Raw genomic sequence first — 23,493 nt, forward strand, 5'->3', positions numbered from 1 at the left:
GAAACACCCTCTATAGAAGAGAGTGCACGGTGTTTATTTTGTATAATGCTTCTTCAAGGTCTTCATCCAATCTTCTTCAAAGGCAGTCGATGAGCCGAACCCCTTCACTTCGTCCGCAAGATTGACCATATTGATGGCTTTTCCTGATTGTTGAAGCTGTTTTTGTGAGATGAGAGAGGCCTCAAGGTCATAGGAAGACGGGGTTTTCTCACCCGCTATTTTCTTCGCAAGAATTCTCACGTCAACTGCGCCAATAAGCTTCGGATCTACCGCTGCTGTGTACTTCCATGGACTGTCTTTTGCTGTCATTTCTTGAAGATCAGCATTTGATACATCAATCCCATAAATCTTCACTTCTGTTCTTCCTGCTTCCTTTAGCGCTCTTGCTGCGCCAATGGCAAAGGCATCCCACGTGGCAAAAATAGCGTCAAGTTTACCCTTTGGATATTTATTCAGCATCGCTGCCACTGCATTTTGTGTTTGAACAGACGTATCAGAGGAGGCAATACCAAAGCGGTCAAGTTCCTTGATCCCTGAATGTTGTTTGAGCGTTTCTTGATAGACCTTATTCCGTCTCACCATTGGCGGGAATCCATCTACCCAGAGGTACGCAATATTTGCTTTTTTAAAATCAGACACGAGTGCATCTAGTGATTTTTCCGCTAATTGTTCGTCATCTTGAGACGTCACTGTGACTCCTTTGATGTCCTTCAGCTTAGGATTTGAATCGAACGCTACGACTGGAATGCCCTTCGATGTGATCTTTTTCACATCAGCGACGGTCGCCTCGTCATCCCCATGAGAGATGATAAAGCCATCATAATTTTCTTCCAGCGCCTGAGAGATCGCGTCATGGAACTTCGCTGTATCTCCATTTGCGGTGTAGACATCTACCGTAAAGCCAAGCGCTTCACCTTCTGCCTTCGTCCCAGCTAAAAACTGTGCTGTATGATCATCTCCTCCGATTTTACGGATGACTTTAATTTTCGCTCCCTGTCCCTTTGCAAATCGCTTCGGTACATTGTCAAAGGAGACCTTTTCGTTCGCATTTGCCTTTGAGCCTGCACTTGATCCAGTGCCGCAGCCTGTTAATAGGACGGTCAATACCGTTAATAATATAAGACATGATGTAAAATACTTACGCTTCATTGCTGTTCCTCCTCAAGTTGTTTTTTATTTTTCACATCGGAAAACTAGGTAAAAATGTGAGAAAACGCCAGTAAACTGTTCTTCCATTTGAAAAAGAGACGAAAAAAAGCCTCTCTTGGAAAGAGAGGCGTGATCACCGTTGCATGAAACATGTATCGGGAATTCTTCCTCTCTTATCTGTCAAAGCTGTCACAGCTTTGCAGGAATTAGCACCAATTTCTATAGTAGAAACGGTTGCCGGGCGTCATAGGGCCAGTCCCTCTGCCTCTCTTGATAAGAGATCCGTTATGAAATTTTGTTTTAGTTGAAATGTCTTCTTTACTTTAATGTGATGTCACATCAATGTCAATGATTTTTTTGAAAATTTAAAACAATAAGCTTGTGGCTCAGACATGCTTAACTTCCGATGATTTTCTTAGCAGGTGATGATTTCTTCAGGCGAAAATCATATTTTTTCTCATTCACAAATTGTGGATTGAGGTGTGCTGATCCTTTATCTTGGCCGCTTTTAGAGAGATACGTTTTGTAGCCTTCCATCCATTTCCCGCGCCATACCCACTGTGATGCCTTCGCACCTTTGCGGTCATCATATACGTTCTTTTCGAAGGTATTCTTTTGGTTCACTCCATAAAGATTCACAACTAAGTAATGCGAGGCACTCGCTGTCATGATATTGCTCTTGATACGATTGTTCACGGCTTGATATTGCATCAACAATTGACCGCCTTCTAAGCCGGCTGTGTCATTTTTGTATAAAATATTATGTGAAATCGTCGTATTTATTGTTCCGCCTCGCTTTTTATCATAACCGCCAATTGAAATGCCTGTATAACGGTTCAAATACACTTGATTGTGTTCAATTCGAATACGATCTGCCATTTTTCCTTTATGTTCACTTGTGACTTCAATCCCAAGGTCATTGTGATGTGTGATGTTATGATCAATCACAATGTCCTTCCCGCCATCGACATAAATTCCACCAGCGGAGATGTCTTTGCCATAGGCTGGATTTCCTACACTCGTAATCTCATACACTTTGTTTCTTGATACAACACCATTTCTGACTTGATCGTACTTTTTAGAAGGTGCTACGTTTTCAAAACCAATTAAATCAATCCCTATATTATCAGTATGGCGGACGGTGTTATGTGTCACACGGAACTTATTGACGTTCCCATTGAGCACAAGCGCTTCACTGAAGCCAAGCTTTAATTTTTCAACAGTGTTTCCTTTGATTTCAATGTCTTCAATAGCCGCAGGAGCTTTTGTTCCATAGACCGCAATACCGTGCGCATTCCCATTTTTGTGTGTCGTCTGAATATCATACACCCGGTTGTTGAGCAGTTTGACGCCTTTCCCGCTTCCTTTGATAAAAATACCGACTGGAGTCAGATCTTCCTTATTTGTCTTGAGATGTCCCACCGTCAGCCCTTTGAGGGTAATGTAACTTTTTTGATCGATCGTGACAAGACCACCATCTGCTTGATTTCCTTTTAGTGAAGCCCCGCTAATGACAGGTTTTTCTTTTCCGTAAGCTTGAAAGATAACAGGTGCTTTCTTTGTACCTGAATGGCGGACAATCAATTTTTCTTTGTATGTACCGCCTCTCACGTATATAGTTGCCCCGGCTTTTGCCATACTTGATGCCTTTTTCAGCGTGCGAAGAGGTTTTTGCTTCGTTCCTGGGTTTTTATCGTTTCCGTTTGTCGCTACGTAATAGGCTGTGCTTTGCTTAGCACCCGCCTTCTCTGTCATCGCTTGACAGCCGAAGCTGATCACGGTCATGAATAAAATAAGGAAAATGCCTGGTATCGCTCGTTTCATCTTGTTGTTTGCTCCTTTCGCTTCTCTTCTTTCTTTATCGGTTAAAAAAAAGAGGATTAAAATATGAGAATGCCCCTTGCAATGTACTGGTCAAAAGGTGTATGGTTGAAAGAATATCTTACAGGAAATTTATCCGCTTTTAAATTGTCAGATTAATCAGTTAATAATGTATTTGGATTTTATTTCTTTATTAAAAAGGGGTGAATGAGGCAGACTGACGGCAGAGAGAAGGAAAGCGCTTTAACAGATTTTTCTTGTCTGAATTCCAGAAAACCTATTGCTAATATTTTGTGAAGGTATAGAATAGAATCATAATTATTTCATATTATTAGAATTTTCAAATAATCAAACAGCAAGGAGATTTACGATGCCAAAACAACCCATCCGCGTTGAACTTAGTTCAACAAAAAAACCAAAACCTCAATCTGATCAACTTGAATTCGGAAAAATCTTCACAGATCACATGTTTGTGATGGATTATTCCATTGATCAAGGCTGGTATGATCCAAGAATTATCCCTTATCAAGCCATTCCAATGGACCCAGCTTCGATGGTCTACCATTATGGGCAATCTGTTTTTGAAGGCTTGAAGGCTTATGTTTCTGAGGATCAGAAAATTCTCTTATTCCGTCCGGAAAAGAATATGGAACGCTTAAACAGATCCAATGACCGCCTGTGCATCCCACAAATTGATACAGAAACGGTTTTAGAGGGCTTAAATGAACTCATTCGCATTGATAAGGATTGGGTACCTGATGCAGAGGGCACTTCCTTGTATATCCGTCCATTCATTATTTCCACTGAACCATATTTAGGCGTTGCGCCGTCAAGCACATATAAGCTGCTTATTATCCTATCTCCAGTGGGATCTTACTATAAAGAAGGCATCCATCCGGTCAAAATTGCCGTTGAAAACGAATTTGTCCGTGCCGTTAAAGGCGGAACAGGTAATGCCAAAACAGCTGGCAACTACGCCTCAAGCCTCAAGGCACAGCAAGTTGCTGAAACCAAAGGTTTTTCACAAGTTCTTTGGCTTGATGGAGTTGAGAAAAAGTACATTGAAGAAGTCGGGAGTATGAATATCTTCTTTAAAATCAATGGCGAAATCGTGACGCCTGAATTGAACGGCAGCATTTTAGAAGGCATCACACGTAACTCTGTACTTGAGCTATTAAAACACTGGGGAATTCCAGTGACAGAGCGTAAAATTTCGATTGATGAGTTAATTGAAGCACATCAATCAGGCGAGCTTGAAGAAATCTTTGGAACTGGAACGGCGGCCGTCATCTCTCCTGTCGGGGAATTAATTTATCACGATCAGCCATATGTGATTCAAGATGGTCAAACAGGTGAAGTATCGAAGAAATTGTATGAGGCCATTACGGGTATTCAAAAAGGAACACAGCCAGATATCTTCGGCTGGACAGTAGAAGTCGACTCGGTCGTCAAACAAGCTTAAGCATGTAAAAGAACCTTTCATTCATGAAGGGTTCTTTTTTTGTTTATTTATCTCTCCAATATACCTTATAATGGTAATCACACATATAAGGAGTGATGGTATGTTTTTTACTTATCTACTAGCGTTTTTTGGGATTTGCATCGGATCGATGATCATCGCTACAGGTTTCGACGATTCACCGTTCCACACCCGTTTTCTATTTAAGTTTCTCGGAATTTCTATCCTCGTTCTTTCTATTACTTTTGTAAAGGTGAGACGAAAAAGGTTACGCAGTAAAAAGGCGAAATAGACTTAGATGTCCAGTCAGCCTCCCATCAAATCGTGCACCAAAATAAGACCGATACCCCCACAATCGCCCCTGCATATATCCACTGTTTCCCTTTGATGCTCCGCTTTCTTTCAATCAGTAAAAAGATCTCTGGTAAAAAGACGATGATGATTTCTATGAAAAAGACAAGATAATAAACAAACGGCATCGGCTGAAAATCAAAGTCTCTTTCATCTCCACCAATTGTTGCGAAATACATCAACAGGTTGGTTACTGGAATGGTAAAACAAACGAGCAGGCGAAGAACATACATCCACACATACTGTCTATGACGAATAAGACCAATAAATGAAGCGATGATGCCATACAAAAACAAGACCACTGTGCCATAACTCAACAGAGGTTGAACGACAAAACCGTAAAGCATTAAACCAATTGCAACCATACTCAAACCGTCCCTTCTTTGAAGCCATACATGTTGTTTTTTACTATCATACACTTCTTTCTTGAATTTCCATATGGGGCCATGATAAAAAAAGACCCCATAAAGGGGCCATTTTGTTTTATGCTTTGACTGATTTGAAGAATTGCGGTAAATATTCACGATGCGCTTCGAGCATTTCATCTAAAATTTGCTTTGCAATTTCGTCAGATGGGACAAGCGGATTGATCGTCATTGCTACAAGAGCCGTCTCGTAATCTCCTGTGACTGCCGCTTCTGCTGCCACACGCTCGAATGATTTGATTTGTTGAACGAGCCCTCTCACAGCTACAGGCAGATCACCCGTCGCAATTGGTTTTGGTCCGTCCTTCGTAATGATACAGTTCACTTCAACCGCTGAATCAGCCGGAATGCTGGCAATCGCCCCTCTGTTCACTGTATTGACTGGTTGGATGTCATGCTTATCATTATAGATGGAGCTGATTAAGTTACATGCCGCATCACTGTAATATGCCCCGCCTCTTTTTTCGAGCTGCGGTGGTTTAATCGATAAATCAGGATCTTTATAGAGCTCAAATAATTCGTGCTCAACCTGCTGGACTACCTCTGCTCTTGTTCCTTTTTCTTGGGCTGCCTTTTGCTCTTCTTCCAGCATATCTTTTGTTTTATAGTAATAGCGATGATATGGACATGGGATGACCCCTAAGCCTTTCACAAAAGAAGGTTCCCAGTTTTTCGCTTCAATGTTCTTCATAGACCACTGACTATTCGGATTTCCTAATTCTTCGAGCACTTGATCCATAATGCTGACCCCGTCTAAATACACATCTAATCCATAGACCATGTGATTGAGGCCTGCAAACTGTACTTCGATCCGTTCAACATTTACATCAAGCGCCTTGGCAATCCCCATTTTTATCCCAATTGGGACATTGCATAGTCCGACTACTTTTTTTAGATTCGTGTAGCGCAGCACAGCTTCTGTGACCATGCCGGCTGGATTTGTAAAGTTCACAAGCCATGCATCTGGACAAAGCTCTTCCATTTCCTTCACGATGTCTAAAATGACTGGGATGGTTCGAAGACCTTTAAATAAGCCGCCTGGTCCGTTCGTTTCCTGACCGATGACACCATATTTAAGCGGGATTCTCTCATCCTTTGCCCGTGCTTCCAGCAGTCCTACACGAAATTGTGTTGTCACAAAATCTGCGTCCTTCAGGGCTTCCCTGCGGTCGAGTGTCAGGTGTACCTCAATCGGCAGCCCGGCTTTTTCGACCATGCGTTTCGCGAGAGCACCCACGATGTTTAACTTTTCCTGACCCGCTTCAATATCCACGAGCCATAATTCCTTTACAGGCAATTCATGATATCGTTTGATAAATCCTTCGACAAGCTCAGGCGTATAGCTCGATCCTCCGCCTATTGTGACAATTTTGATTCCATCTTTCATGAATTGACACCTCCAAGTTGCTTCATTTTTTCATGGAGCTCGATGATTTCCGCCGCAAGCTCCTTGACAGTCATTGCGTTCATGAGATGATCCTGTGCATGGATCATTAAGAGACTGATGTCGGTCTTTTCTCCTCTAATTTCTCCTTGGATCAGCTCTGTCTGTGCGTGATGCGCCTCATTTAACGCGTCTTGTGCTTCCTGCAATTTTTGCTTCGCCTCATCAAAGTTTCCTTCCTTTGCACATGTAATGGCCTCCATCGCGGAGCTTCTGCCATTCCCGCCGTGTAAGATGAGTTGAAACACAATTTGTTCCATTTCCATCGGCCGCATCCCCCTTGTTCCCTCTATTACATGCTGACGACATTTTCATCAGTTGCTGCTTTTGTTTCTAGTTCACTTTCTTCTTTTAATTTCTGCTTATCCCACATTCTAAAGAATGGGTAGTATAAAGCGAATGACAACGCCAGGTTAATCAGCTGCATGACAGCGCCAGAGATTTTGCCTCCTGTGGCGAGATAGCCTGAAATGATAGGGGGCATCGTCCATGGAACTGCAATCCCCGCCGGTTTTGCCACAAGCCCTGTGCTCATTCCGATATATGTGGTAATGATCATCATGATTGGCGTAAGGATAAACGGAATCAAAAGCATTGGGTTCATGACAATCGGCATTCCAAAAATGATCGGTTCGTTGATGTTAAAGATGGCTGGCCCAATGGCAAGTCGGCCAAGCTGTTTCATTTGTTTACTTCTGGCACGTAAGATCATCGTCAGCACCAAGGCAAGCGTTGCACCGCTTCCGCCGACATTAATGAAGATTTCAAAGAACTGCGCTGTGAAGATATTTGGCAGCACTTCTCCTGCTTGGAATGCGAGACGGTTCTCATCCATCGCACCGAGCCAAATTGGTCCCATGACGCCGCCGACAATGGTTGCTCCGTGAATACCACAAGCCCAGAGGAGCATTTGCACGCCTATGGCGACAATACTTCCGCCTAAGCTTCCACCAAGAATGGAAAGCGGTGTGCCAATTAAGACCGTGATGATATTATGAATACTGTCAAATGGTGTCATCTCAATCAAAAGTCTAGCGACCCAGATCAGTGTGATGACCACAAAACCTGGAATAAGTGCGATAAACGATTTACTCACTGCTGGCGGTACACCATCAGGCATCTTAATGACGATATTCCGCTGGACAATGAATCGGTAAATTTCAGTTGAAAGCATGGCAATAATCATGGCAACGAATAACCCTTTACTGCCCATCAATGTGACTGGAATTCCTCCACCTACTAGGATGGCTTCTGTTGAGCCCTCAGGTGTAAAAGGAACTTGATATGGTGTCGCCAAAAGGAATGCTGCAACAGCGATTGCGCCAGATGATAGGGCATCCACTGCATACTTTTCAGCAAGCCTGTAGGCAATCCCGAAGGTTGCAACAAGTGCCATAATGTCAAAGGTTGCATTAACAGGGTAGGATAGTTTCGTGGCCCATTCTGCTCCGAAGATACTTGCCATAAAATCGCTGTATCCTGGGATCGGAAGGTTGGCTAAAATGAGAAACAGTGAACCGACAATAATGAGAGGCATGGTTAAAACAATTCCGTCACGCAATGCTTGTAAATGTCTTTGAGCGGCAATCTTCCCTGCAAACGGCATGACCTTCTCTTCTAGAAATCGGTTGAATCCATTCATCCCTTCCGCCCCCTTTATCCGTTCACTAACTGTTCAGCAGATTTTAAAACCTCAGCCCCATTACATACGCCATAATGCACGGTATTGATGACGTCGACTGGAATCCCTTTTTCTTCTCCGAGCTTTTTCATTTGTGGTAATAAATATCGAACCTGTGGTCCTAATAAAAGCACATCGGCTTGATCAATATGATTTTTTGCTGAATCTCCAGATACTGCCCAAATACGATAGTCTTTTCCTTGTTCTTGTGCGCTTTTCTCCATTTTTGTGACTAGTAAGCTTGTTGACATACCTGCTGCACAAACCAATAAGATGTTCATGTGTAAACGCCCCCTTTTGAAAGTGTGTAGCTTTTCTTTACACATTCATCATATTATGAAACCGCTTTCATAAACACCTATACTTTTTCCTTTAGGAAGCGGAAAAAGTTAAGATCACACAGTTAATTCTTGTACGAAGGGGTCTTTTTATACATGATATCGAGCATGTCTTCAAATGTATCACAGGCGATGAGGTGCTGAATGAATTTCACATTGTGCACAAGCTCGCCCAGCAGACGGTACATCCCTTTTAAATCTTTTGCATTCTCTTTTTCGACACAAAGCAAGCAGACAAATTGAACTTTTTTCTCTCCCCATATGATCGGTTTTTCTAATGTACATATCGCCCAAAACGTCTCTTCTGTCAGCGGCGTCATAGGGTGCGGAATGGCTGTATAATGCCCAAAGGATGTGGGAGCAGCCTCTTCTCTTTCCTTCACAGAAGATGTAAGCTCTGCTGATGCTAAGCCCATGTCGATGACTTTTTCCGTGAGAAAGGTGATGACCTCTTCCTTTGTTTGAAAGGCGCGTTTTGTAAAAACCAATTCCTTTTTCATATATTGAGAGGCCAATGTCACTCTTGTTTCACTCGTCAGGGCTTCTTCAATTTTCAAAAAGTCGCCGCCTCCCAAAATCGTATTCACTTGTATGACGGGAATCGGTATATCCATCTGAATCGGGACCGTTGTAATAATCAAATCAAGGGCATGTAAAGAGACATGCGGAAGCGAATAAAGCTCTGCTGTGCCTAAAATGGTCAGCTTCGACCCAAATTGTGACCGCAGACGATCTTGAAGCAGTCTTGCACTTCCTGCACCAGACGCACAGACGATGAGACATCGCTTCGGTGGAATCTCCATCTTTCTCCGTTCTAAAGCCGCACCAAAATGAAGCGCCATATATCCGATTTCATTCTCATGAATACATAAACCCGTTTCTTCTTCAATCACCCGGCTGGCGATAATTCCTGCTTCAAAGGCAAGTGGATACCCCGCCTTTATTTCATCCAGCATCGGATTTCTTAAGTTCATCCCATATTTACACCGGGTCATGGCTGGCTTTAAGTGCAGACTGAGCCCAATCAGCAATTCCGCATCTCCCGCTAAATTCAGCTGCAATTTTTGGTCAATGGCTTTCAGCATGAGCTGAACAAGACGGCTCGTATCATCATCCACAATTTGTTTTTGACCGCTCGATGAAAAGGACTGTACCATTTTGGCTGTTCCTAATAAATGAATGGCGATATAGACGATTTCCTCTTGTGGAAAAGAAACGTCCAGCAGTCCTTCAAGGCGTTCCACTATTTTTTTAGCGACCTTGTATTCCTTTGCCTGTGGAATCTCATTGATTTCCTCTGGCAAGACAGATACATAGTTCCCGTGCCTAATCCGTTTGCAGGCAATCGCAACATGAACGATTAAATTATTCATGCAAATGTCTGATAGATTCATTCTTTCTTCATTGATATAATCAATGATTGTTTTCTGAATCAATTCCAATTCATGTTTCGGCAAAATGGTCACTGCTGTGTTCAGCATCGTTTGGTAAGATCGCCGTTCACTGAATAGATATTCTGACATACAATAACGGATTTTCATCTCCGATCCTTTGATCCTGCAGCCTTTATTCGGCTTTGCTTCCAGCTTCAGATCAAAAGGCTCAAGCTTGAGTTTGACCCATTTCATATCGTTACTCATCGTCGATTTACTAATAAACAGCTGTTCCTGTAAGTCTTCCAGTTTCACATAAGACTCTGCGAGAAGGAGCTTTTTTAAAATAAATCGAACACGCTCCTCCGGCAGAACAGCCAGCGGCTCTTCCTGTTCGACCTCTTCTTTCATAAAACGGCGAAAGGCATTCTCATCGTTGATCAACAGCTCATAACCAGCTCCTCGAACAGCTATTACAGACGCTTGATAAGGAGCGAGACGGTCGTTCAGTTCCTTGATGTCTGTACGAATGGTGCGGCTTGTCACTTGTAAGCTGACAGAAAGCGCAGCGCTTGTGAGCGGGTTCTCCGCTGCCATTAACTGACTTAAAATGTGCGCCAGTCTTTTACTCAGCATCAGATCGGCCTCCTTATGTAAGGGTGGAGAATCTGCCTTGTCTGGACAGGTTGTATACGCTTGCAGTTCTCTTCATTACTCATATTCTACTGAAAAGAAATAAAAATTGCCAACTCATTTATATGACAAACGCCCCTATTTATACAACAAACCATTTCTAATGACCTATGAATCTTTTTGTAGGACCGTTTGGAAGAAATGAAAAAAAGGCGCTGCACCTTCGTGTCATCGCCTTTTTTATGAAGAGGTCAGCTGCGTAAAGACAACCAATCTTTTTTCGTGAGTTCCTGCTGCATGATCAAATGTCCCTGTACATGTGATTAAATTGAGATTCCGTGTAAAGGCATACCCGAAAAATGCATGTGGCTTTTCTTCACGTGGATAACTTTGCACTTTGATGACTTCAAAGGTTCGCTTTTTTCCTGATGAGGACGTCACGATCACCTTATTTCCCTTTTTTAGCTCCTTTAGTCGATAAAAAACAGAAGGTCCCCATTTATTATCAACATGACCATTCATGACGGCATTCCCTTTATCTCCTGGTTTTGGACCATCTTTAAACCAAGCTGTGTTGTCCGTATTTTTTGGAACGCCCATACTGCCATCCTTAGATAAAGTGGTTTTCTCTACTTTTGCTTTGACATCAATCGCTGGAATCGCAATTTCAGCTGGAACAATACCGGACGGTTCGTCTTTTAACATGTTTTGTGCATGAGACTGTTTTGCAGCTTGGTTTGTTGTCATTTTTTCAGGAGATGAGGTTGTTTTTGCAGATGACGAATCATCCATTGTTTGTGATGCGCAGCCCGTGATGGTGAGCAGCATCAGAAGACCAAACAGCCATCTTTTCAAATCAGTCTGCCTCCTTTTAAAGAAAGGAACGGCACAAATGTGCACGTTCCCCTTTAGTTTTTACGGGCTTAATTTGATGTCTTGCGGCGAATAAGGAAGAACGCACCCATTGCACCACCGGCTAGGATCAAGCTAGCGATTAATCCCGCAAAGGCTTCATATGACATACCTAGAGGACCGGCTGTACCTCCCATACCTGTTTTAGGCATTTCATTAGGCATCTTGGATTTGAACATTTCAGGATGCTGATCAACAATTGCTGATGCGACATCCTGTCCAACCATGAACATATGACCGTACGCCTCTCGCACTGTTGGATAAAGCTGATCATAATCGCCATTATGGTATGACGTATATGTTTTGATCAGTTCATCAATATGCATTTTTAAGCCAGCTTCTAAATCTGCTGCCTTCAAACGTCCATCTGTCGCTTGATCTAAAAATTTCGCTTGCTTCATTCGATACGCATCTAAGTTTTTCACAGCTTTTTCTTTCGCTTCTTTGTCTCCTGATGCATCCGCTTTGACATAATCAACTAAGTAACCGATATGGCTTGACCAAATGTCTTTAAATTGTTTTCCTGCATCCCTGCCATAAACAGAGGCAATCGCATCTGATAAATCATTTGTATTTTCGTTCAAAGCTGCCGCTGCTTGATCAAAGTCCTTGCTGCCATCATTTCCTTTTTGCATAGCAACGACCGCAAGCGCCAAATGCTCTGAGAACAAGTAGTTTAAATCTTCACGAAGGTCTGCGGCTGGTGTGTCGACTGATTTGTGATCAAATTTCCCAGGAAATTGATCTGTGATCGCCCACGATACGCCTTTGCCTACTTCAAACATATGATGAATAGATTTTCTAACCGTTTCATAGGTCGTATCAAAATCCTTTTCAGTGTAGCTATCAAACGCTTTTAACAGTTCATTGACGTGCATTTTTAAACCTTCTTCTAGTTCGCTAGCCTTCAATCTGCCGTTTGTTGCTTGATCGAGCATATCGGCTTGTTTCATGCGATATTGGTCAAGCTGCTTCATGGCTTTCTTTTTACCTGCTTCATCTTTCTTTGCCGTTGCTTGTACATAGTCAACAAAGTAGCCGATATGACTTGACCAAATGTCTTTAAATTGTTTCCCTGCTTTTTTTCCGTACACAGAGGCGATGGCATCCGATAAATCATTTGTGTTGTCGTTTAGCGCTGCCGCTGCTTGATCAAAATCTTTACTGCCATCAATTCCCTTTTGCATCGTGATGACTGCTAAATAAGCGTGCTCTGAAAACAGCTGGTCTAGAGCTGCTCGAAGATCGGTTGCTTTGTTTGACACCTCTTGTGACGAAGATGTCTTCTTTGCCTCTCCATGCATATGTCCTTCGTGTGCACTTGCGCTATGAGCTGCCGGAAATAGTAATGCTGCGCTAAGCGGGATGGTTAAAATCGCTTTTTTCATGTTCATCTGTTATTGCCTCCTCTTTCCGTTTGTTATGTACTTAACGGAGTGAGGCATGACTTGGATCATTCAAATCTATCTTTTTTTTCATTCATTGCGCAATTGGTATGTATGCATAAAAAAAAGCCGGATTATCCGGCTGATACGTTACGACGTTTAGATGCTTTCCGCTCTTTATATATTTTTCTCACCACTGGATAAATCACAGGTGCCCATTTAAAAATTTGTTTCAGCCATTTTTTCATTTCTCCCGCGCCTCCTTATTGTCATTCTTACAAGGAAGATTCCCCATCTTGTCATGAAATAAACAGGTGCGGGAGAGCAGGAGTTAAATCACGCCTTGTGCGATCATCGCATCTGCCACTTTGCGAAATCCTGCAATATTTGCTCCTACTATTAAGTTTCCAGAGTGTCCATATTCATCAGCTGTCTCTGTACACTGACGATAAATCGTCTGCATCATTTGTTTCAGCTGATCATCTACTTCCTCAAAAGTCCAAGACATTCTCGCACTATTTTGCGCCATTTCCAGTGCTGAGACACCTACCCCGCCAGCATTCGCTGCTTTTGCCGGCGCAAAAAGAATATCATTCTGTTCAAAAACTTTGACTGCCTTTAGAGTAGAGGGCATATTGGCTCCTTCTCCTACCGCAATGACACCATTTTCCACGAGCTGCTGTGCCTGCATCTCAGATATTTCATTTTGCGTTGCACATGGAAGCGCAATGTCACAAGGAACAGACCAAATTTGTTCGCAATCTTCAATCAATTCAGCATGCGGGTGAATGTCTATGTATGCCCCAATTCGTTGATTGCTTCCTTCCTTCAGCTGTTTCACTGTTTCTAATGAAATGCCTTGTGGATCATAAATCGCTCCGCTTGAATCACTGCACGCAACGACCTTACCGCCTAGCTCCATGACCTTCTCCATCGCATAAATAGACACATTTCCTGAACCAGACACAACAACTGAACGTCCTTCAAATTGAAGTCCATGCGCTTTTAACATTTCTTCCATAAAGTACACCAATCCATAGCCTGTCGCTTCTTTTCTCGCTAAGCTGCCTCCAAATCCAGGGCTTTTTCCTGTAAGCACACCTGCCTCATAAGCACCACGCATTTTCTTGTACTGCCCGAACATATAGCCAATTTCGCGTGCCCCTACGCCAATATCACCTGCTGGTACATCTTGATCAGGTCCAATATATCGGCTGAGTTCACTCATAAAGCTTTGGACGAAACGCATGATTTCTCCATCCGATTTTCCTTTAGGATCAAAATCTGATCCACCTTTTCCTCCACCGATCGGCATACCAGTCAGTGCGTTTTTAAAGATTTGTTCAAATCCTAAAAACTTAATAATGCTTGCATTGACAGATGGGTGGAAACGAATGCCTCCTTTATAAGGACCGATGGCACTATTGAATTGAACCCTAAATCCCCGATTGACTTGTACTTTCCCCTCATCGTCTACCCATGGTACGCGAAATACCACAAGCCGCTCAGGCTCGATGAGTCGTTCTAAAATGCCTTGTTTTTCATACTCTGGATGCTTTGCAAAAACAGGAACGAGTGATTCTAGAATTTCTCTTACGGCTTGCTGAAATTCCTCCTCACCAGGATTTCGTTTTTCCACCTCTTCTAACACACGGTCGATGTAGCTTTGTGCTGTTTGTGCTGCTCGATCTAAGGTCAACATGTCTCATCTGCCTCCTTTGTATATCTTCACACATTTATCCTGTTAGATTTTCTAACGCATATTGAGATTAATTTAACACCATTTGTAAAAACTGATCAATACTGATAACAGATGAAAATGATGCCGATTTGAGATGGATCAAGCCGCCGCCGCAATCGCTTTTAGAAAGTATCTCTTACAGAATGACTATTGAGCTAGAAATCATGATTTAGACGTTATATATCCCGCACTCTTTGACAATTAGATGAATCATGAATGATTTCTAGTTGATCTTCAACACGAAAAAAAGGCCTAAAGTTTTATAGGCCTTCTGCTCAATCTTTTCGGATCTTCTCCTCTTTTTTTCGATCAGGGTACACGACACAAAGCCAATATAAAATAGAAGACGATGGGAAGTTAATTAAACCGACAATGCCCCAAAACCACTTATAACGTCCTCTTTTCTTTGCATCCATAAATAAAAGAAAGCCCTGCGCAAATAGTAACGGCAATGCGCACAATAAGATGATCATCTCCGTCTGACTCATAAGGAAGACCCTCCTTTAATATGTTGATATTCCTTGATGCCGACAACGACGCAGAGCGGCACACTTACTACTTGAAGAAGAATGAAGATGATAGGCATATGGGTGATGGCAGCGACAAATAGTGCCAGAATGGTCAGACTGATGAGAACGTACGCCAGTACTTCTTGTTTAAAACGCCTTTTCTCTTGTTCCTTCGCCTGCTTCAGCATGATCATGACAGCCTGTTCACTTGGCTCTTTCACTTCAATTTGTTCATCTAGCTGCTGTAACTCTTCCTTGAAACGTTCTGTGAATTGATCTTCCTTCACTGAGACCACTCCTTTCGAATTTTCTTTAATCCATGATGAACCCTCGACTTCACAGTGCCTTCTCTCATCGCGAGCATTGAAGCAATCTCTGGATAAGTAAAGCCATAATAATAGTGCAAAATAATCGGTGCTCTCTCCTCAGCCTTCAATTCGTTTAGAGCATCCCACATCTCATGCCATGTATAGCCCTTTTGCTGAACCTCCCATTTAAAACGGCGTATCGTCTCTTGATTCGCCTTTCCTTCCCTCAATTGTTCACGTTTCCTTTTCTTCTGGTGATCCAAAAATTGTCTAGATGCAATGGATATGAGCCATGTTGAAAATAAGGACTCTCCTCTAAATGAAGAGAGTTTCATGTACGCTTTCAGCATCGTTTCTTGCATGATTTCTTCTGCAAGCTCTTGTTGAAGGGTGAGCTTCATTATATAACGGTAAAGAAAGGAATAATGATGACGATATAGGGCTGTAAATGCAGCATCATCTCCCTGTTTTGCCCGCTGAATCAATAATGTCTCTTCTGTCTGCTCCAAACACACCCCTCCTTCCTTTTTCTTCTCTTATTCATGAGACGACACGTATGACGATATCGTTCAAAATAGACTTTATTTTTTTAGCTTGTTGTAATTAAAGCATTGAATAACCAGTTTTTTCTTATGTAATGATTATGACATTCCTTCGTCTCTAACAAAATGATGCGTTCTGATTTTCTATCAAGCGGAGATGCTCTCCCCCATAATCACTAGGTCATCCCAATACCTATCGTCAATGATCCTTGTCTCATTTAGATGAAAATAAAATAATCATGGCCTTAGTTTTCTAGGAAATCATGGAATACACAGCGCCAATTCTTAGCCGATGATACCTTTTTGCATGCTATGCTCTTCCTACATTCCAAAAAAGGCGATACTGGCGAGGAAAGGAGGAGCAGATGAATTGCAGCTTATTTTTGGAAACGTTTACATTAAAACAAAAATGAATGGAGATGTTGACTTTGAAGAAAAAAGTTCCAATGTTAGCTGGTGTGTTAGCGGTTGGTCTCGTGACTTCATTATTTGCACCAAATGGGGAGGCAAAAGCGGCAGCAAAGTATCCCGAAAGCCCTTCTATTATGGCCAATTTTAATCAACAAGGATTCTCCACATTAAATGGCGGTACAACAGGCGGTGAAGGCGGTAAAACCGTCACAGTCAAAACTGGAAATGAACTATTGGCTGCCCTCAAAAGTAAAGGAACAAACGAAAAATTAAAAATTGTTGTCGACGGGACGATAACCCCTTCTAATACATCTGCCAATAAAATCGATGTGAAAGATACAAACAATGTCTCGATCGTCGGCAAAGGCACGAAAGGTGAATTTAATGGAATTGGCATTAAAGTATGGCGTGCCAATAACATCATCATCCGCAACCTGAAAATCCATCACAGCAACATCGGTGACAAGGATGCCATCGGAATCGAAGGCGCTTCTAAAAACGTATGGGTCGATCATAATGAATTGTACAATACATTAAACTCTGGTAAAGATGATTATGATGGATTATTTGATGTGAAAAATGACTCCGACTATATTACCTTCTCATGGAACTATGTTCATGACAGCTGGAAAACGATGCTCATGGGCAGCTCTGATAACGACAACTACAACCGAAAAATCACATTCCACAACAACCGTTTTGAAAACCTGAATTCTCGTGTACCATCTATGCGCTTTGGGGAAGGTCATGTGTATAACAACTACTATAAAGGTATTCATACGACAGCGATTAACTCTCGTATGGGCGCAAAAATGAGAATTGAGCACAACGTATTTGAAAATACAAAAAATGCGATCGGCAGCTGGGACAGCAGTCGAGTCGGTACATGGCATGTCATCAACAACTCATATATTAACAGCTCAGGCAGTCTGCCAACGTCTTCTACAGGTACGTACAACCCTCCTTATAACTACTCTTTGCTTAACGTGAACAATGTCAAATCAGAAGTAGTATCAAATGCTGGTGTCGGAAAAGTAAACCCTTAAAACCACAAAACGTTCGGGCAGAAATCTCTGTCCGAACGTTCTTGTCATTTCATCTATTTATATTGTAGAAAACGGGCGATCCATCTCATACAATTTTTGATAGCGTGGTTTTTCTTTCAGTAAATCCTGATGCTCCCCCTGCATTTCAATTTGTCCATCTTCAATAAACATAATGCGGTCACATGCCTCACAGCCAGTGAGATGGTGGGTAATCCAAATGACCGTTTTTCCTTTTAACACACGGAAAATGGTTTCAAGCAGCTCACGCTCTGTGCGTGGATCAAGTCCAACTGTGGGTTCATCTAATACAACAATCGGGGTGTTTTGCAGCAAAATTCGTGCTAACGCCATCCGTTGTCTTTCTCCGCCTGAGAAACGAATTCCTGTCTCCTGCACACCGGTGTGATACCCCTCTGGCAATGATTCGATTGTATCGTGAAGCTGTACTTGTCTCGCTGCTTCTTTTACTTGCTCCTCTGTCGCATTTGGAGAGCCTAAGCGAATATTGTTTAAAACAGAGGTATCGAATAAATACGGCTGTTGATTGAGTACTGACACATAGGTGGACACGTTCTCTCGAATGCTTTCGACCGGTTTCCCCTGGATACTGACAGCTCCTTGATTTGGCACGACAGCTCCTTCTAACAACTTCAAAATAGTCGATTTTCCTGCACCGCTTTTTCCTAAGAGAGCAAGTGATTCTCCTTGCTTCAATGAAAATGACAGGTGCTTTAGCACGTGTTGGTGCGAATCATACCCAAAGGACACTCGATCAAAAGAAACAGCTGCATTTTGAGAAACAGCTGACTGATCCGCTGTCTTGCGCTCAGATTCTCCTTCATACGAAAGCTTTTCATAATGATGTAATCTGCTGACAGCATGCTGATAGACTGGAATATCGCCTGCTGCATCTGAGAGTGGAAGAAAGGCTTCTGTTAACGGAAAAAGCACAAGCACGAAGGCTGCAATCAGGGTGTGTGACATCGAGCCTGATTGCACAACTGAACCGCTCCAATACACGACAAGCACGACAGCTCCTCCAATGATAAGCTGTGCCAAAAATTGGCGCAGACGGATAAATCGGTGCTTGGCTGCTTCAAGCGCTAACAGCTGCGCTTCTTTCTGTTCATATTCATCAACAAAATCTTTCTGCCTGCCGCTAAACAACCAGTCACTCACACCCATGACGGCATCTGTTAAATGGCTGTACAGTTCATTTCTGCCTTTTTTCATTTGAATTTGTCTCGCCCGGTTCACTAGCACTGTGACGTATGGAAAAACAAATACGAGAAGTGCCATATAAAGTAGCATCAAGCCAGCAAAAGGCCACGAGAATAGACCAAGTGCCCCAATGGATACGGCATATAAAAGCAGCGCACCGATGGATGGAAAGATGGTTTTTAAATAGGCGTCCTGCAGTCTCTCAACATCATCTGACAAGAGCCCAAGCATTTCACCTGTACCCAGCTTTGTCTGTTTCGCACTTCGTTCAGCCATGTCATACAGACGGACACGCATTTTTTCAATCATGGTCAAAATGAGCTGGTGGCTCGCCAGTCTTTCTGCGTAGCGGGCAGCTGAGCGCGAAATACCAAAGGTACGGACAGCTACAATTGGGACGTAGACCATAAGTATATTCTCAGGTCTTGTGGCAGCTTTTGAAATGAGAAATCCTGACGTATACATCAGCATAGAAGCAGAGAATACTGCAATTGCCCCTAGAAATAAAACCAGCGCAAACAGCTTTTGATTCTCCTTGATATAAGGTATAAACCAGCCTTTACTTACCATGTGTGACCGCCCCCATTTGCTCCTGTACCAATTGATAATACACGCCTTTTCTTTGCATTAATGATTCATGTGTACCCATTTCTGCAATCGTTCCTTGATCCATGACAATAATCTCATCCATGGCTGGCATCCAATGGAGCCTATGTGTCGCTAAGAACACAAGTTTATCTTCAAACAGCGGAAGCATTGTTTTCTTCAATTCATACTCTGTCTCAATATCGAGATGCGCCGTTGGTTCATCTAACAGCATAATGGACCGCTTGCCCAGCACCGTTCGCGCAAGCGCAATTCTTTGTGCCTGTCCGCCGCTTAGCCCTCTTCCCTGTTCTCCAATGACCTCATCGAGCCCATTTGGCAGCTGCGCTACGAGCTGAGATAAGCCAGCTTCACTGGCAGCTCTTTCCACTTCTTCATCTGTTGCATGCGGCTCATAAAAACGAATGTTTTCTCTTAATGTCATGTGAAATAAATAAGGGTGCTGCGGCATATAGACGACTTCCTTTTGCCATTCCTTCATCTGTAAATGAACAAGCGGCTGGCCGTTTAGCGTGATTTGACCTGAGGTCGGTTCAACAAAGCCGCCGAGCACATCGGTTAACGTCGATTTCCCTGAACCACTGGCACCAATGATCCCGATTTTTTTCTTCCCTTTGACAGTGAGGTCTACATCCTGAATCGAATAAGGGGCATGCTCGTCATGCTGGACACTCACATCTTGCAGGGTGAGCGCAGATTGTTCATTCCATTCGTTCAACTGCACTGATTGTGTCTCCTGCGTGCGGAAGCCCTTTTCTTCTAAAATGACCTGCATCGCCTCATTCGCTTCTTTTCCATTTAGTGTAGCATGATAATCATTCCCCACTTCACGTACTGGCAGGAAATATTCCGGTGCCAGCATGAGCGCCGTCAGAGCCGGCAATAACAGAAGCTCTCCTTCAATCAATCGCAAGCCAAGAAAGACAGCGACAGTAGCAATCGACAGCATGGAAAAGAAATCAAGCGCAAACGATGAAAGAAATGCGACCTTCAGCGTGCTCATGGTCGCCTTTCGATATCGCTTTGACACTTCTCCGATATTGCGGGAGTGTTTTTTGCTAATGCCTAAGTAACGAAGCGTTTCAAGGCCGCGGAGAGAATCAGTGAAATGATTGGATAATTTCTCATACGATCTCCATTGTTTGGCCGCTTTACGCTGAGCGACAAGACCTAGCAATATCATAAAGACAATTAAAATTGGCAGCGTCACGATTAAAATGACGGCAGATGTTTCGTCTAATGTCCAAACATAGATGAGAACCATTGCCGGTATCACAGCCATGTTCACCATTTTCGGTAAAAACAGCTGTAAATACTGACGATATTGAGCAATCCCCTCCATCGCTAATGTGACAAGCTTTCCTGTACCCTTTTTCTTTGTGAAAGCAGGACCTAAACGAAAGAGTTGGTCTAACAGCTGTTTTCTGACGTCTGCTCCAATTCGGGAAGAGTAGGTAAACATGACCTTCTCCCGAATCAAGGTGAGACCGTGCCGCACCAGAAAGGCAGCAAGAAACAGCAGGACATAAGGCGTTGCCTGCGAAAGGCTTTTCCCGTCAAACAGCGTAGTAATGGCATGTGCCAGCCACTGTGCTTGGAAAATAATACTTGCTCCTTGGATGAGTGACACAATACCTAAGAGGGCAAGAAGCCCTCTCATTCCTTTTAATTGAAGCAAACGTTTATCCATTAGTAGGTCATTGGCTCCTTACCGCTTACACGTTTACGGAAGACGTAATAGCTCCAAATTTGATACCCAAGCACAAAGGGCAGCAAAGAAATGGCAACAATCGTCATGACCGTCAGTGAATAAGATCCAGATGCAGCGTTTTGAATGGTCAGATCAAATGTATGGTTGATTGAACTAATCATGACGCGCGGGAACAATGCAGTGAAAAGCATCGTCACTGTCACCATGATGCCCGCACCTGTGAATAGGAATGTCCAGCCATCACGTTTCTTTTTCATAAAGAATAGAGCCGCTACGTAACAAACCACAATGAGGACAGTTAACGGAATGGTGATGATCGGGCGTACCGTATAAATGTCTGTCTCCATGATAGATACACCAACAAATAGGACAAGAACTGGCAGCGCAATAAGCAGGACACGCTTGCCAAGCTTTCTCGCACGATCTCTTAAATCACCCTCTGTACGAAGTGTAACGAAAATCAATCCGTGCAGAAGGCAAAGAACCGTTACAGCTAACCCGCCAATCACTGAATAAAGGTTCACAAAATCCGTAAAACCAGCGTACATGTTCATGTCTTGATCAATTGGCATCCCGCGTAAAATACTTGTGAATAGCACACCGAGTAAAAACGGCGGCAGCAGACTGCCAAAGAAGATGACCCAGTCCCATGCTTTGATCCAAGAGGCTTTCTCAACCTTCCCTCGGAATTCAAAGGCGACGCCGCGCCCGATAAGTGCTAAGAGGAGAACCGCAAACGGTATATAGTATCCACTGAACATCGTGGCATACCAGTGAGGGAAAGCAGCGAAAATAGCGCCCCCAGCTGTAATCAGCCAGACCTCATTCGCATCCCAGAAAGGACCAATCGTGTTAATTAAAATGCGGCGTTCGTCCGCATCCTTTCCAAGCAGCTGCATGGACATCCCAACACCAAAATCAAACCCCTCTAAGAAGAAAAATCCAATAAACAATACTGCGACAAGAATAAACCAAATCTCGTTAAGATATGCCATGATATGCGCCTCCATCAAATGGATCTGTAGACAGGTCCGTTTCATCCTTTTGATCTGTATCCTCTTCCGAATGTGCACCTTTTTTAATTTCTCGAATGAATAGGTAGGCAAGCAAGATGGCAAGAATCAGATACATCGTCGTAAAGCTAATGACTGAGAATAACAGCATGCCGTACGATACGTTTGGCGAAATCGATTGAGCCGTCGTCATCATACCAAAGACCGTCCACGGCTGACGCCCAATTTCAGTCATGATCCAGCCAGCTGAGTTCGCAATAAACGGGAATGCAATCATCCCTACCATGAAACGTAAAAACCATTTGTTCGTTTCGAGTTTTTTTCTAAAGCTCAAGTACAAGCCAATCATACTGGCAAAAATCATCAGCATACCGGCACCAACCATAATTCTAAAGCTCCAGAAGGTTGTTTTTACTGGCGGAATATAGTCTCCAGGACCAAACTTTGCTTCATATTCTTTTTGAAGTGTCAGCATGCCTGGCACATCTCCACTAAACTTCGAATAAGCCAAGTAACTTAAAGCAAACGGAATATTGATCTCCGCAGAGTTTTCTTTTTTATCTGTATCAATGTTGGCAAATAGTGTCCAAGCCGCTGGATCTCCACTATCCTTCCAAAGGGCTTCACTTGCCGCCATCTTCATCGGCTGTGATTCCATTAAGTGCTTCGCTTGATCATGTCCAGAGAACGCCACACCTAAGCCAGAAATTAAAGCGAGAACCATGGCAATCTGGAAGGACTTTTTGAAAAAGGCAATTTCTTGTTTTTTGATCATTTTATAGGCACTAACTCCTGCAATAAAGAATGCACCTGTAGCAAGCGCACCAAACAGAACGTGCGGGAATTCAACCCAAAGCTGCGGGTTTGTTACAAGTGCGCCAAAGTCATTCATTTCTGCACGGCCATTTTTAATGACAAACCCAACTGGCTCTTGCATAAATGAGTTGGCGAGTAAAATCCAAAAAGCCGAAAAGATCGTACCAAGGGAAACAAGCCAAATACACAATAAATGAATCTTCTTCGGCAGACGATCCCAGCCGAATATCCAAAGTCCAATAAATGTAGATTCAAGGAAAAAGGCAAGCAGTGCTTCAATGGCAAGCGGTGCACCAAATACATCACCGACAAACCTTGAATAATCTGACCAGTTCATCCCAAATTGGAATTCCTGGAGAATCCCTGTCACCACACCTACTGCAAAATTGAGTAAGAATAGATGACCCCAAAACTTCGCCATTTTTTTATAAATCTCTTTTTTCTTGACAACATAAAGGGTCTGCATCAATGCAACGATAAACACCAAACCTATTGACATAGGAACAAAAATAAAATGAAATAATGTCGTTGAAGCAAATTGAAATCTTGCTAAAAACAGCTCACTCACAGCCTTACATCCTCCCTTACTTTCACATGC

At 42.9% G+C, this 23,493-nt stretch carries 21 protein-coding genes and 1 riboswitch; of the genes, 2 read left to right on the top strand and 19 right to left on the bottom strand.

Annotation, left to right across the window (positions count from 1 at the left end; all coding sequences use genetic code 11):
• Positions 1–33: 33 nt before the first annotated feature.
• Together ACQYAC_RS11880 and ACQYAC_RS11885 are read right to left on the bottom strand one after the other, a co-directional pair.
• Positions 34–1,149, bottom strand: a complete 1,116-nt coding sequence (locus ACQYAC_RS11880) for a sugar ABC transporter substrate-binding protein (RefSeq protein WP_429943350.1) — start codon at positions 1,147–1,149, stop codon at positions 34–36.
• A gap of 170 nt (positions 1,150–1,319) precedes the next feature.
• Positions 1,320–1,429, bottom strand: a riboswitch (SAM riboswitch).
• Between the two features lie 116 nt (positions 1,430–1,545).
• Positions 1,546–2,973, bottom strand: a complete 1,428-nt coding sequence (locus ACQYAC_RS11885; RefSeq protein WP_429943351.1) for a DUF1565 domain-containing protein — start codon at positions 2,971–2,973, stop codon at positions 1,546–1,548.
• Positions 2,974–3,340: 367 nt separating this feature from the next.
• On the opposite strand from ACQYAC_RS11885, the gene ACQYAC_RS11890 reads away from it, so the two are divergent.
• Entirely contained in the window at positions 3,341–4,432 is a 1,092-nt protein-coding gene (locus tag ACQYAC_RS11890) for a branched-chain amino acid aminotransferase (protein ID WP_003215056.1), read from the top strand.
• 314 nt (positions 4,433–4,746) lie between these two features.
• Here ACQYAC_RS11890 and ACQYAC_RS11895 read toward each other — a convergent pair whose 3' ends face one another.
• The 13 genes from ACQYAC_RS11895 to sigY all read right to left on the bottom strand — a co-directional run bounded on the left by ACQYAC_RS11895 (position 4,747) and on the right by sigY (position 16,038).
• Positions 4,747–5,145, bottom strand: coding sequence for a hypothetical protein (locus ACQYAC_RS11895; RefSeq protein ID WP_058013365.1), 399 nt, complete (start codon positions 5,143–5,145; stop codon positions 4,747–4,749).
• Between the two features lie 118 nt (positions 5,146–5,263).
• The gene (locus tag ACQYAC_RS11900; protein WP_429943352.1) at positions 5,264–6,592 is read right to left on the bottom strand and encodes a 6-phospho-beta-glucosidase; all 1,329 of its coding nucleotides are present in this window, start codon (positions 6,590–6,592) and stop codon (positions 5,264–5,266) included.
• Positions 6,589–6,915: a PTS lactose/cellobiose transporter subunit IIA gene (locus ACQYAC_RS11905; protein ID WP_058013363.1), complete on the bottom strand. Its 327-nt coding sequence runs from the start codon at positions 6,913–6,915 to the stop codon at positions 6,589–6,591. The genes ACQYAC_RS11900 and ACQYAC_RS11905 overlap by 4 nt, the downstream gene beginning before the upstream one ends.
• 26 nt (positions 6,916–6,941) lie before the next feature.
• Entirely contained in the window at positions 6,942–8,291 is a 1,350-nt protein-coding gene (gene celB / locus ACQYAC_RS11910) for a PTS cellobiose transporter subunit IIC (RefSeq protein WP_169055962.1), read from the bottom strand.
• Positions 8,292–8,305: 14 nt separating this feature from the next.
• On the bottom strand, positions 8,306–8,611 hold the full coding sequence (locus ACQYAC_RS11915) for a PTS sugar transporter subunit IIB (protein WP_003214824.1): 306 nt from the start codon (positions 8,609–8,611) through the stop codon (positions 8,306–8,308).
• A gap of 122 nt (positions 8,612–8,733) precedes the next feature.
• Positions 8,734–10,677, bottom strand: coding sequence for a BglG family transcription antiterminator (locus ACQYAC_RS11920; protein WP_429943353.1), 1,944 nt, complete (start codon positions 10,675–10,677; stop codon positions 8,734–8,736).
• 237 nt (positions 10,678–10,914) lie between these two features.
• On the bottom strand, positions 10,915–11,529 hold the full coding sequence (locus ACQYAC_RS11925; RefSeq protein WP_429943354.1) for a sortase domain-containing protein: 615 nt from the start codon (positions 11,527–11,529) through the stop codon (positions 10,915–10,917).
• 68 nt (positions 11,530–11,597) lie between these two features.
• Complete coding sequence (locus ACQYAC_RS11930; protein ID WP_429943355.1) at positions 11,598–12,980, bottom strand: copper amine oxidase; 1,383 nt, start codon at positions 12,978–12,980, stop codon at positions 11,598–11,600.
• 125 nt (positions 12,981–13,105) lie between these two features.
• Entirely contained in the window at positions 13,106–13,219 is a 114-nt protein-coding gene (locus ACQYAC_RS11935) for a hypothetical protein (protein ID WP_003214702.1), read from the bottom strand.
• Positions 13,220–13,302: 83 nt separating this feature from the next.
• Positions 13,303–14,673 (bottom strand): NADP-specific glutamate dehydrogenase, encoded by a 1,371-nt coding sequence (gene gdhA, locus ACQYAC_RS11940; RefSeq protein WP_169055966.1) that lies wholly within the window; start codon positions 14,671–14,673, stop codon positions 13,303–13,305.
• A 314-nt stretch (positions 14,674–14,987) separates the two neighbouring features.
• Positions 14,988–15,200: a hypothetical protein gene (locus ACQYAC_RS11945; RefSeq protein ID WP_058013357.1), complete on the bottom strand. Its 213-nt coding sequence runs from the start codon at positions 15,198–15,200 to the stop codon at positions 14,988–14,990.
• Positions 15,197–15,508 (bottom strand): YxlC family protein, encoded by a 312-nt coding sequence (locus ACQYAC_RS11950; protein WP_169055968.1) that lies wholly within the window; start codon positions 15,506–15,508, stop codon positions 15,197–15,199. Before ACQYAC_RS11950 ends, ACQYAC_RS11945 begins: the two co-directional genes overlap by 4 nt.
• Positions 15,505–16,038, bottom strand: coding sequence for an RNA polymerase sigma factor SigY (gene sigY / locus ACQYAC_RS11955; protein ID WP_429943356.1), 534 nt, complete (start codon positions 16,036–16,038; stop codon positions 15,505–15,507). Before sigY ends, ACQYAC_RS11950 begins: the two co-directional genes overlap by 4 nt.
• A gap of 452 nt (positions 16,039–16,490) precedes the next feature.
• Here sigY and ACQYAC_RS11960 point away from each other — a divergent pair, with 452 nt between their 5' ends.
• Positions 16,491–17,528 (top strand): pectate lyase family protein, encoded by a 1,038-nt coding sequence (locus ACQYAC_RS11960; protein ID WP_061410279.1) that lies wholly within the window; start codon positions 16,491–16,493, stop codon positions 17,526–17,528.
• 57 nt (positions 17,529–17,585) lie between these two features.
• Here the strand turns inward: ACQYAC_RS11960 and cydC are convergent, their stop codons facing one another.
• The 4 genes from cydC to ACQYAC_RS11980 are packed head-to-tail and all read right to left on the bottom strand — an operon-like array spanning position 17,586 to position 23,463.
• A complete protein-coding gene (gene cydC, locus ACQYAC_RS11965) occupies positions 17,586–19,319 on the bottom strand; it encodes a thiol reductant ABC exporter subunit CydC (RefSeq protein ID WP_429943357.1) in 1,734 nt (577 codons plus the stop codon).
• Positions 19,309–21,045: a thiol reductant ABC exporter subunit CydD gene (cydD, locus tag ACQYAC_RS11970; protein WP_429943358.1), complete on the bottom strand. Its 1,737-nt coding sequence runs from the start codon at positions 21,043–21,045 to the stop codon at positions 19,309–19,311. Before cydD ends, cydC begins: the two co-directional genes overlap by 11 nt.
• Entirely contained in the window at positions 21,045–22,061 is a 1,017-nt protein-coding gene (cydB, locus tag ACQYAC_RS11975; protein ID WP_429943359.1) for a cytochrome d ubiquinol oxidase subunit II, read from the bottom strand. The genes cydD and cydB overlap by 1 nt, the downstream gene beginning before the upstream one ends.
• Positions 22,048–23,463 carry a cytochrome ubiquinol oxidase subunit I gene (locus ACQYAC_RS11980; RefSeq protein WP_003214979.1) on the bottom strand — a complete coding sequence of 472 codons (1,416 nt, stop codon included), beginning with the start codon at positions 23,461–23,463 and terminating at the stop codon, positions 22,048–22,050. The genes cydB and ACQYAC_RS11980 overlap by 14 nt, the downstream gene beginning before the upstream one ends.
• Between the last annotated feature and the right edge of the window lie 30 nt (positions 23,464–23,493).

Origin of the sequence: Bacillus sp. MM09(2025) (genome assembly GCF_050496725.1) — a bacterium.
GTDB classification, from domain to species: Bacteria; Bacillota; Bacilli; order Bacillales; family Bacillaceae; genus Bacillus; species Bacillus pumilus.

Coding starts and splice junctions, on each gene's coding strand:
- ACQYAC_RS11895 (WP_058013365.1), bottom strand. CDS start 5,145: ATGGTTGCAATTGGTTTAATGCTTTACGGTTTTGTCGTTCAACCTCTG.
- ACQYAC_RS11880 (WP_429943350.1), bottom strand. CDS start 1,149: ATGAAGCGTAAGTATTTTACATCATGTCTTATATTATTAACGGTATTG.
- gdhA (WP_169055966.1), bottom strand. CDS start 14,673: ATGTTGACCTTAGATCGAGCAGCACAAACAGCACAAAGCTACATCGAC.
- ACQYAC_RS11890 (WP_003215056.1), top strand. CDS start 3,341: ATGCCAAAACAACCCATCCGCGTTGAACTTAGTTCAACAAAAAAACCA.
- ACQYAC_RS11920 (WP_429943353.1), bottom strand. CDS start 10,677: ATGCTGAGTAAAAGACTGGCGCACATTTTAAGTCAGTTAATGGCAGCG.
- cydD (WP_429943358.1), bottom strand. CDS start 21,045: ATGGATAAACGTTTGCTTCAATTAAAAGGAATGAGAGGGCTTCTTGCC.
- ACQYAC_RS11900 (WP_429943352.1), bottom strand. CDS start 6,592: ATGAAAGATGGAATCAAAATTGTCACAATAGGCGGAGGATCGAGCTAT.
- cydB (WP_429943359.1), bottom strand. CDS start 22,061: ATGGCATATCTTAACGAGATTTGGTTTATTCTTGTCGCAGTATTGTTT.
- ACQYAC_RS11960 (WP_061410279.1), top strand. CDS start 16,491: ATGTTGACTTTGAAGAAAAAAGTTCCAATGTTAGCTGGTGTGTTAGCG.
- ACQYAC_RS11915 (WP_003214824.1), bottom strand. CDS start 8,611: ATGAACATCTTATTGGTTTGTGCAGCAGGTATGTCAACAAGCTTACTA.
- cydC (WP_429943357.1), bottom strand. CDS start 19,319: ATGGTAAGTAAAGGCTGGTTTATACCTTATATCAAGGAGAATCAAAAG.
- ACQYAC_RS11945 (WP_058013357.1), bottom strand. CDS start 15,200: ATGAGTCAGACGGAGATGATCATCTTATTGTGCGCATTGCCGTTACTA.
- ACQYAC_RS11935 (WP_003214702.1), bottom strand. CDS start 13,219: ATGAAAAAATGGCTGAAACAAATTTTTAAATGGGCACCTGTGATTTAT.
- ACQYAC_RS11885 (WP_429943351.1), bottom strand. CDS start 2,973: ATGAAACGAGCGATACCAGGCATTTTCCTTATTTTATTCATGACCGTG.
- ACQYAC_RS11905 (WP_058013363.1), bottom strand. CDS start 6,915: ATGGAAATGGAACAAATTGTGTTTCAACTCATCTTACACGGCGGGAAT.
- celB (WP_169055962.1), bottom strand. CDS start 8,291: ATGAATGGATTCAACCGATTTCTAGAAGAGAAGGTCATGCCGTTTGCA.
- ACQYAC_RS11930 (WP_429943355.1), bottom strand. CDS start 12,980: ATGAACATGAAAAAAGCGATTTTAACCATCCCGCTTAGCGCAGCATTA.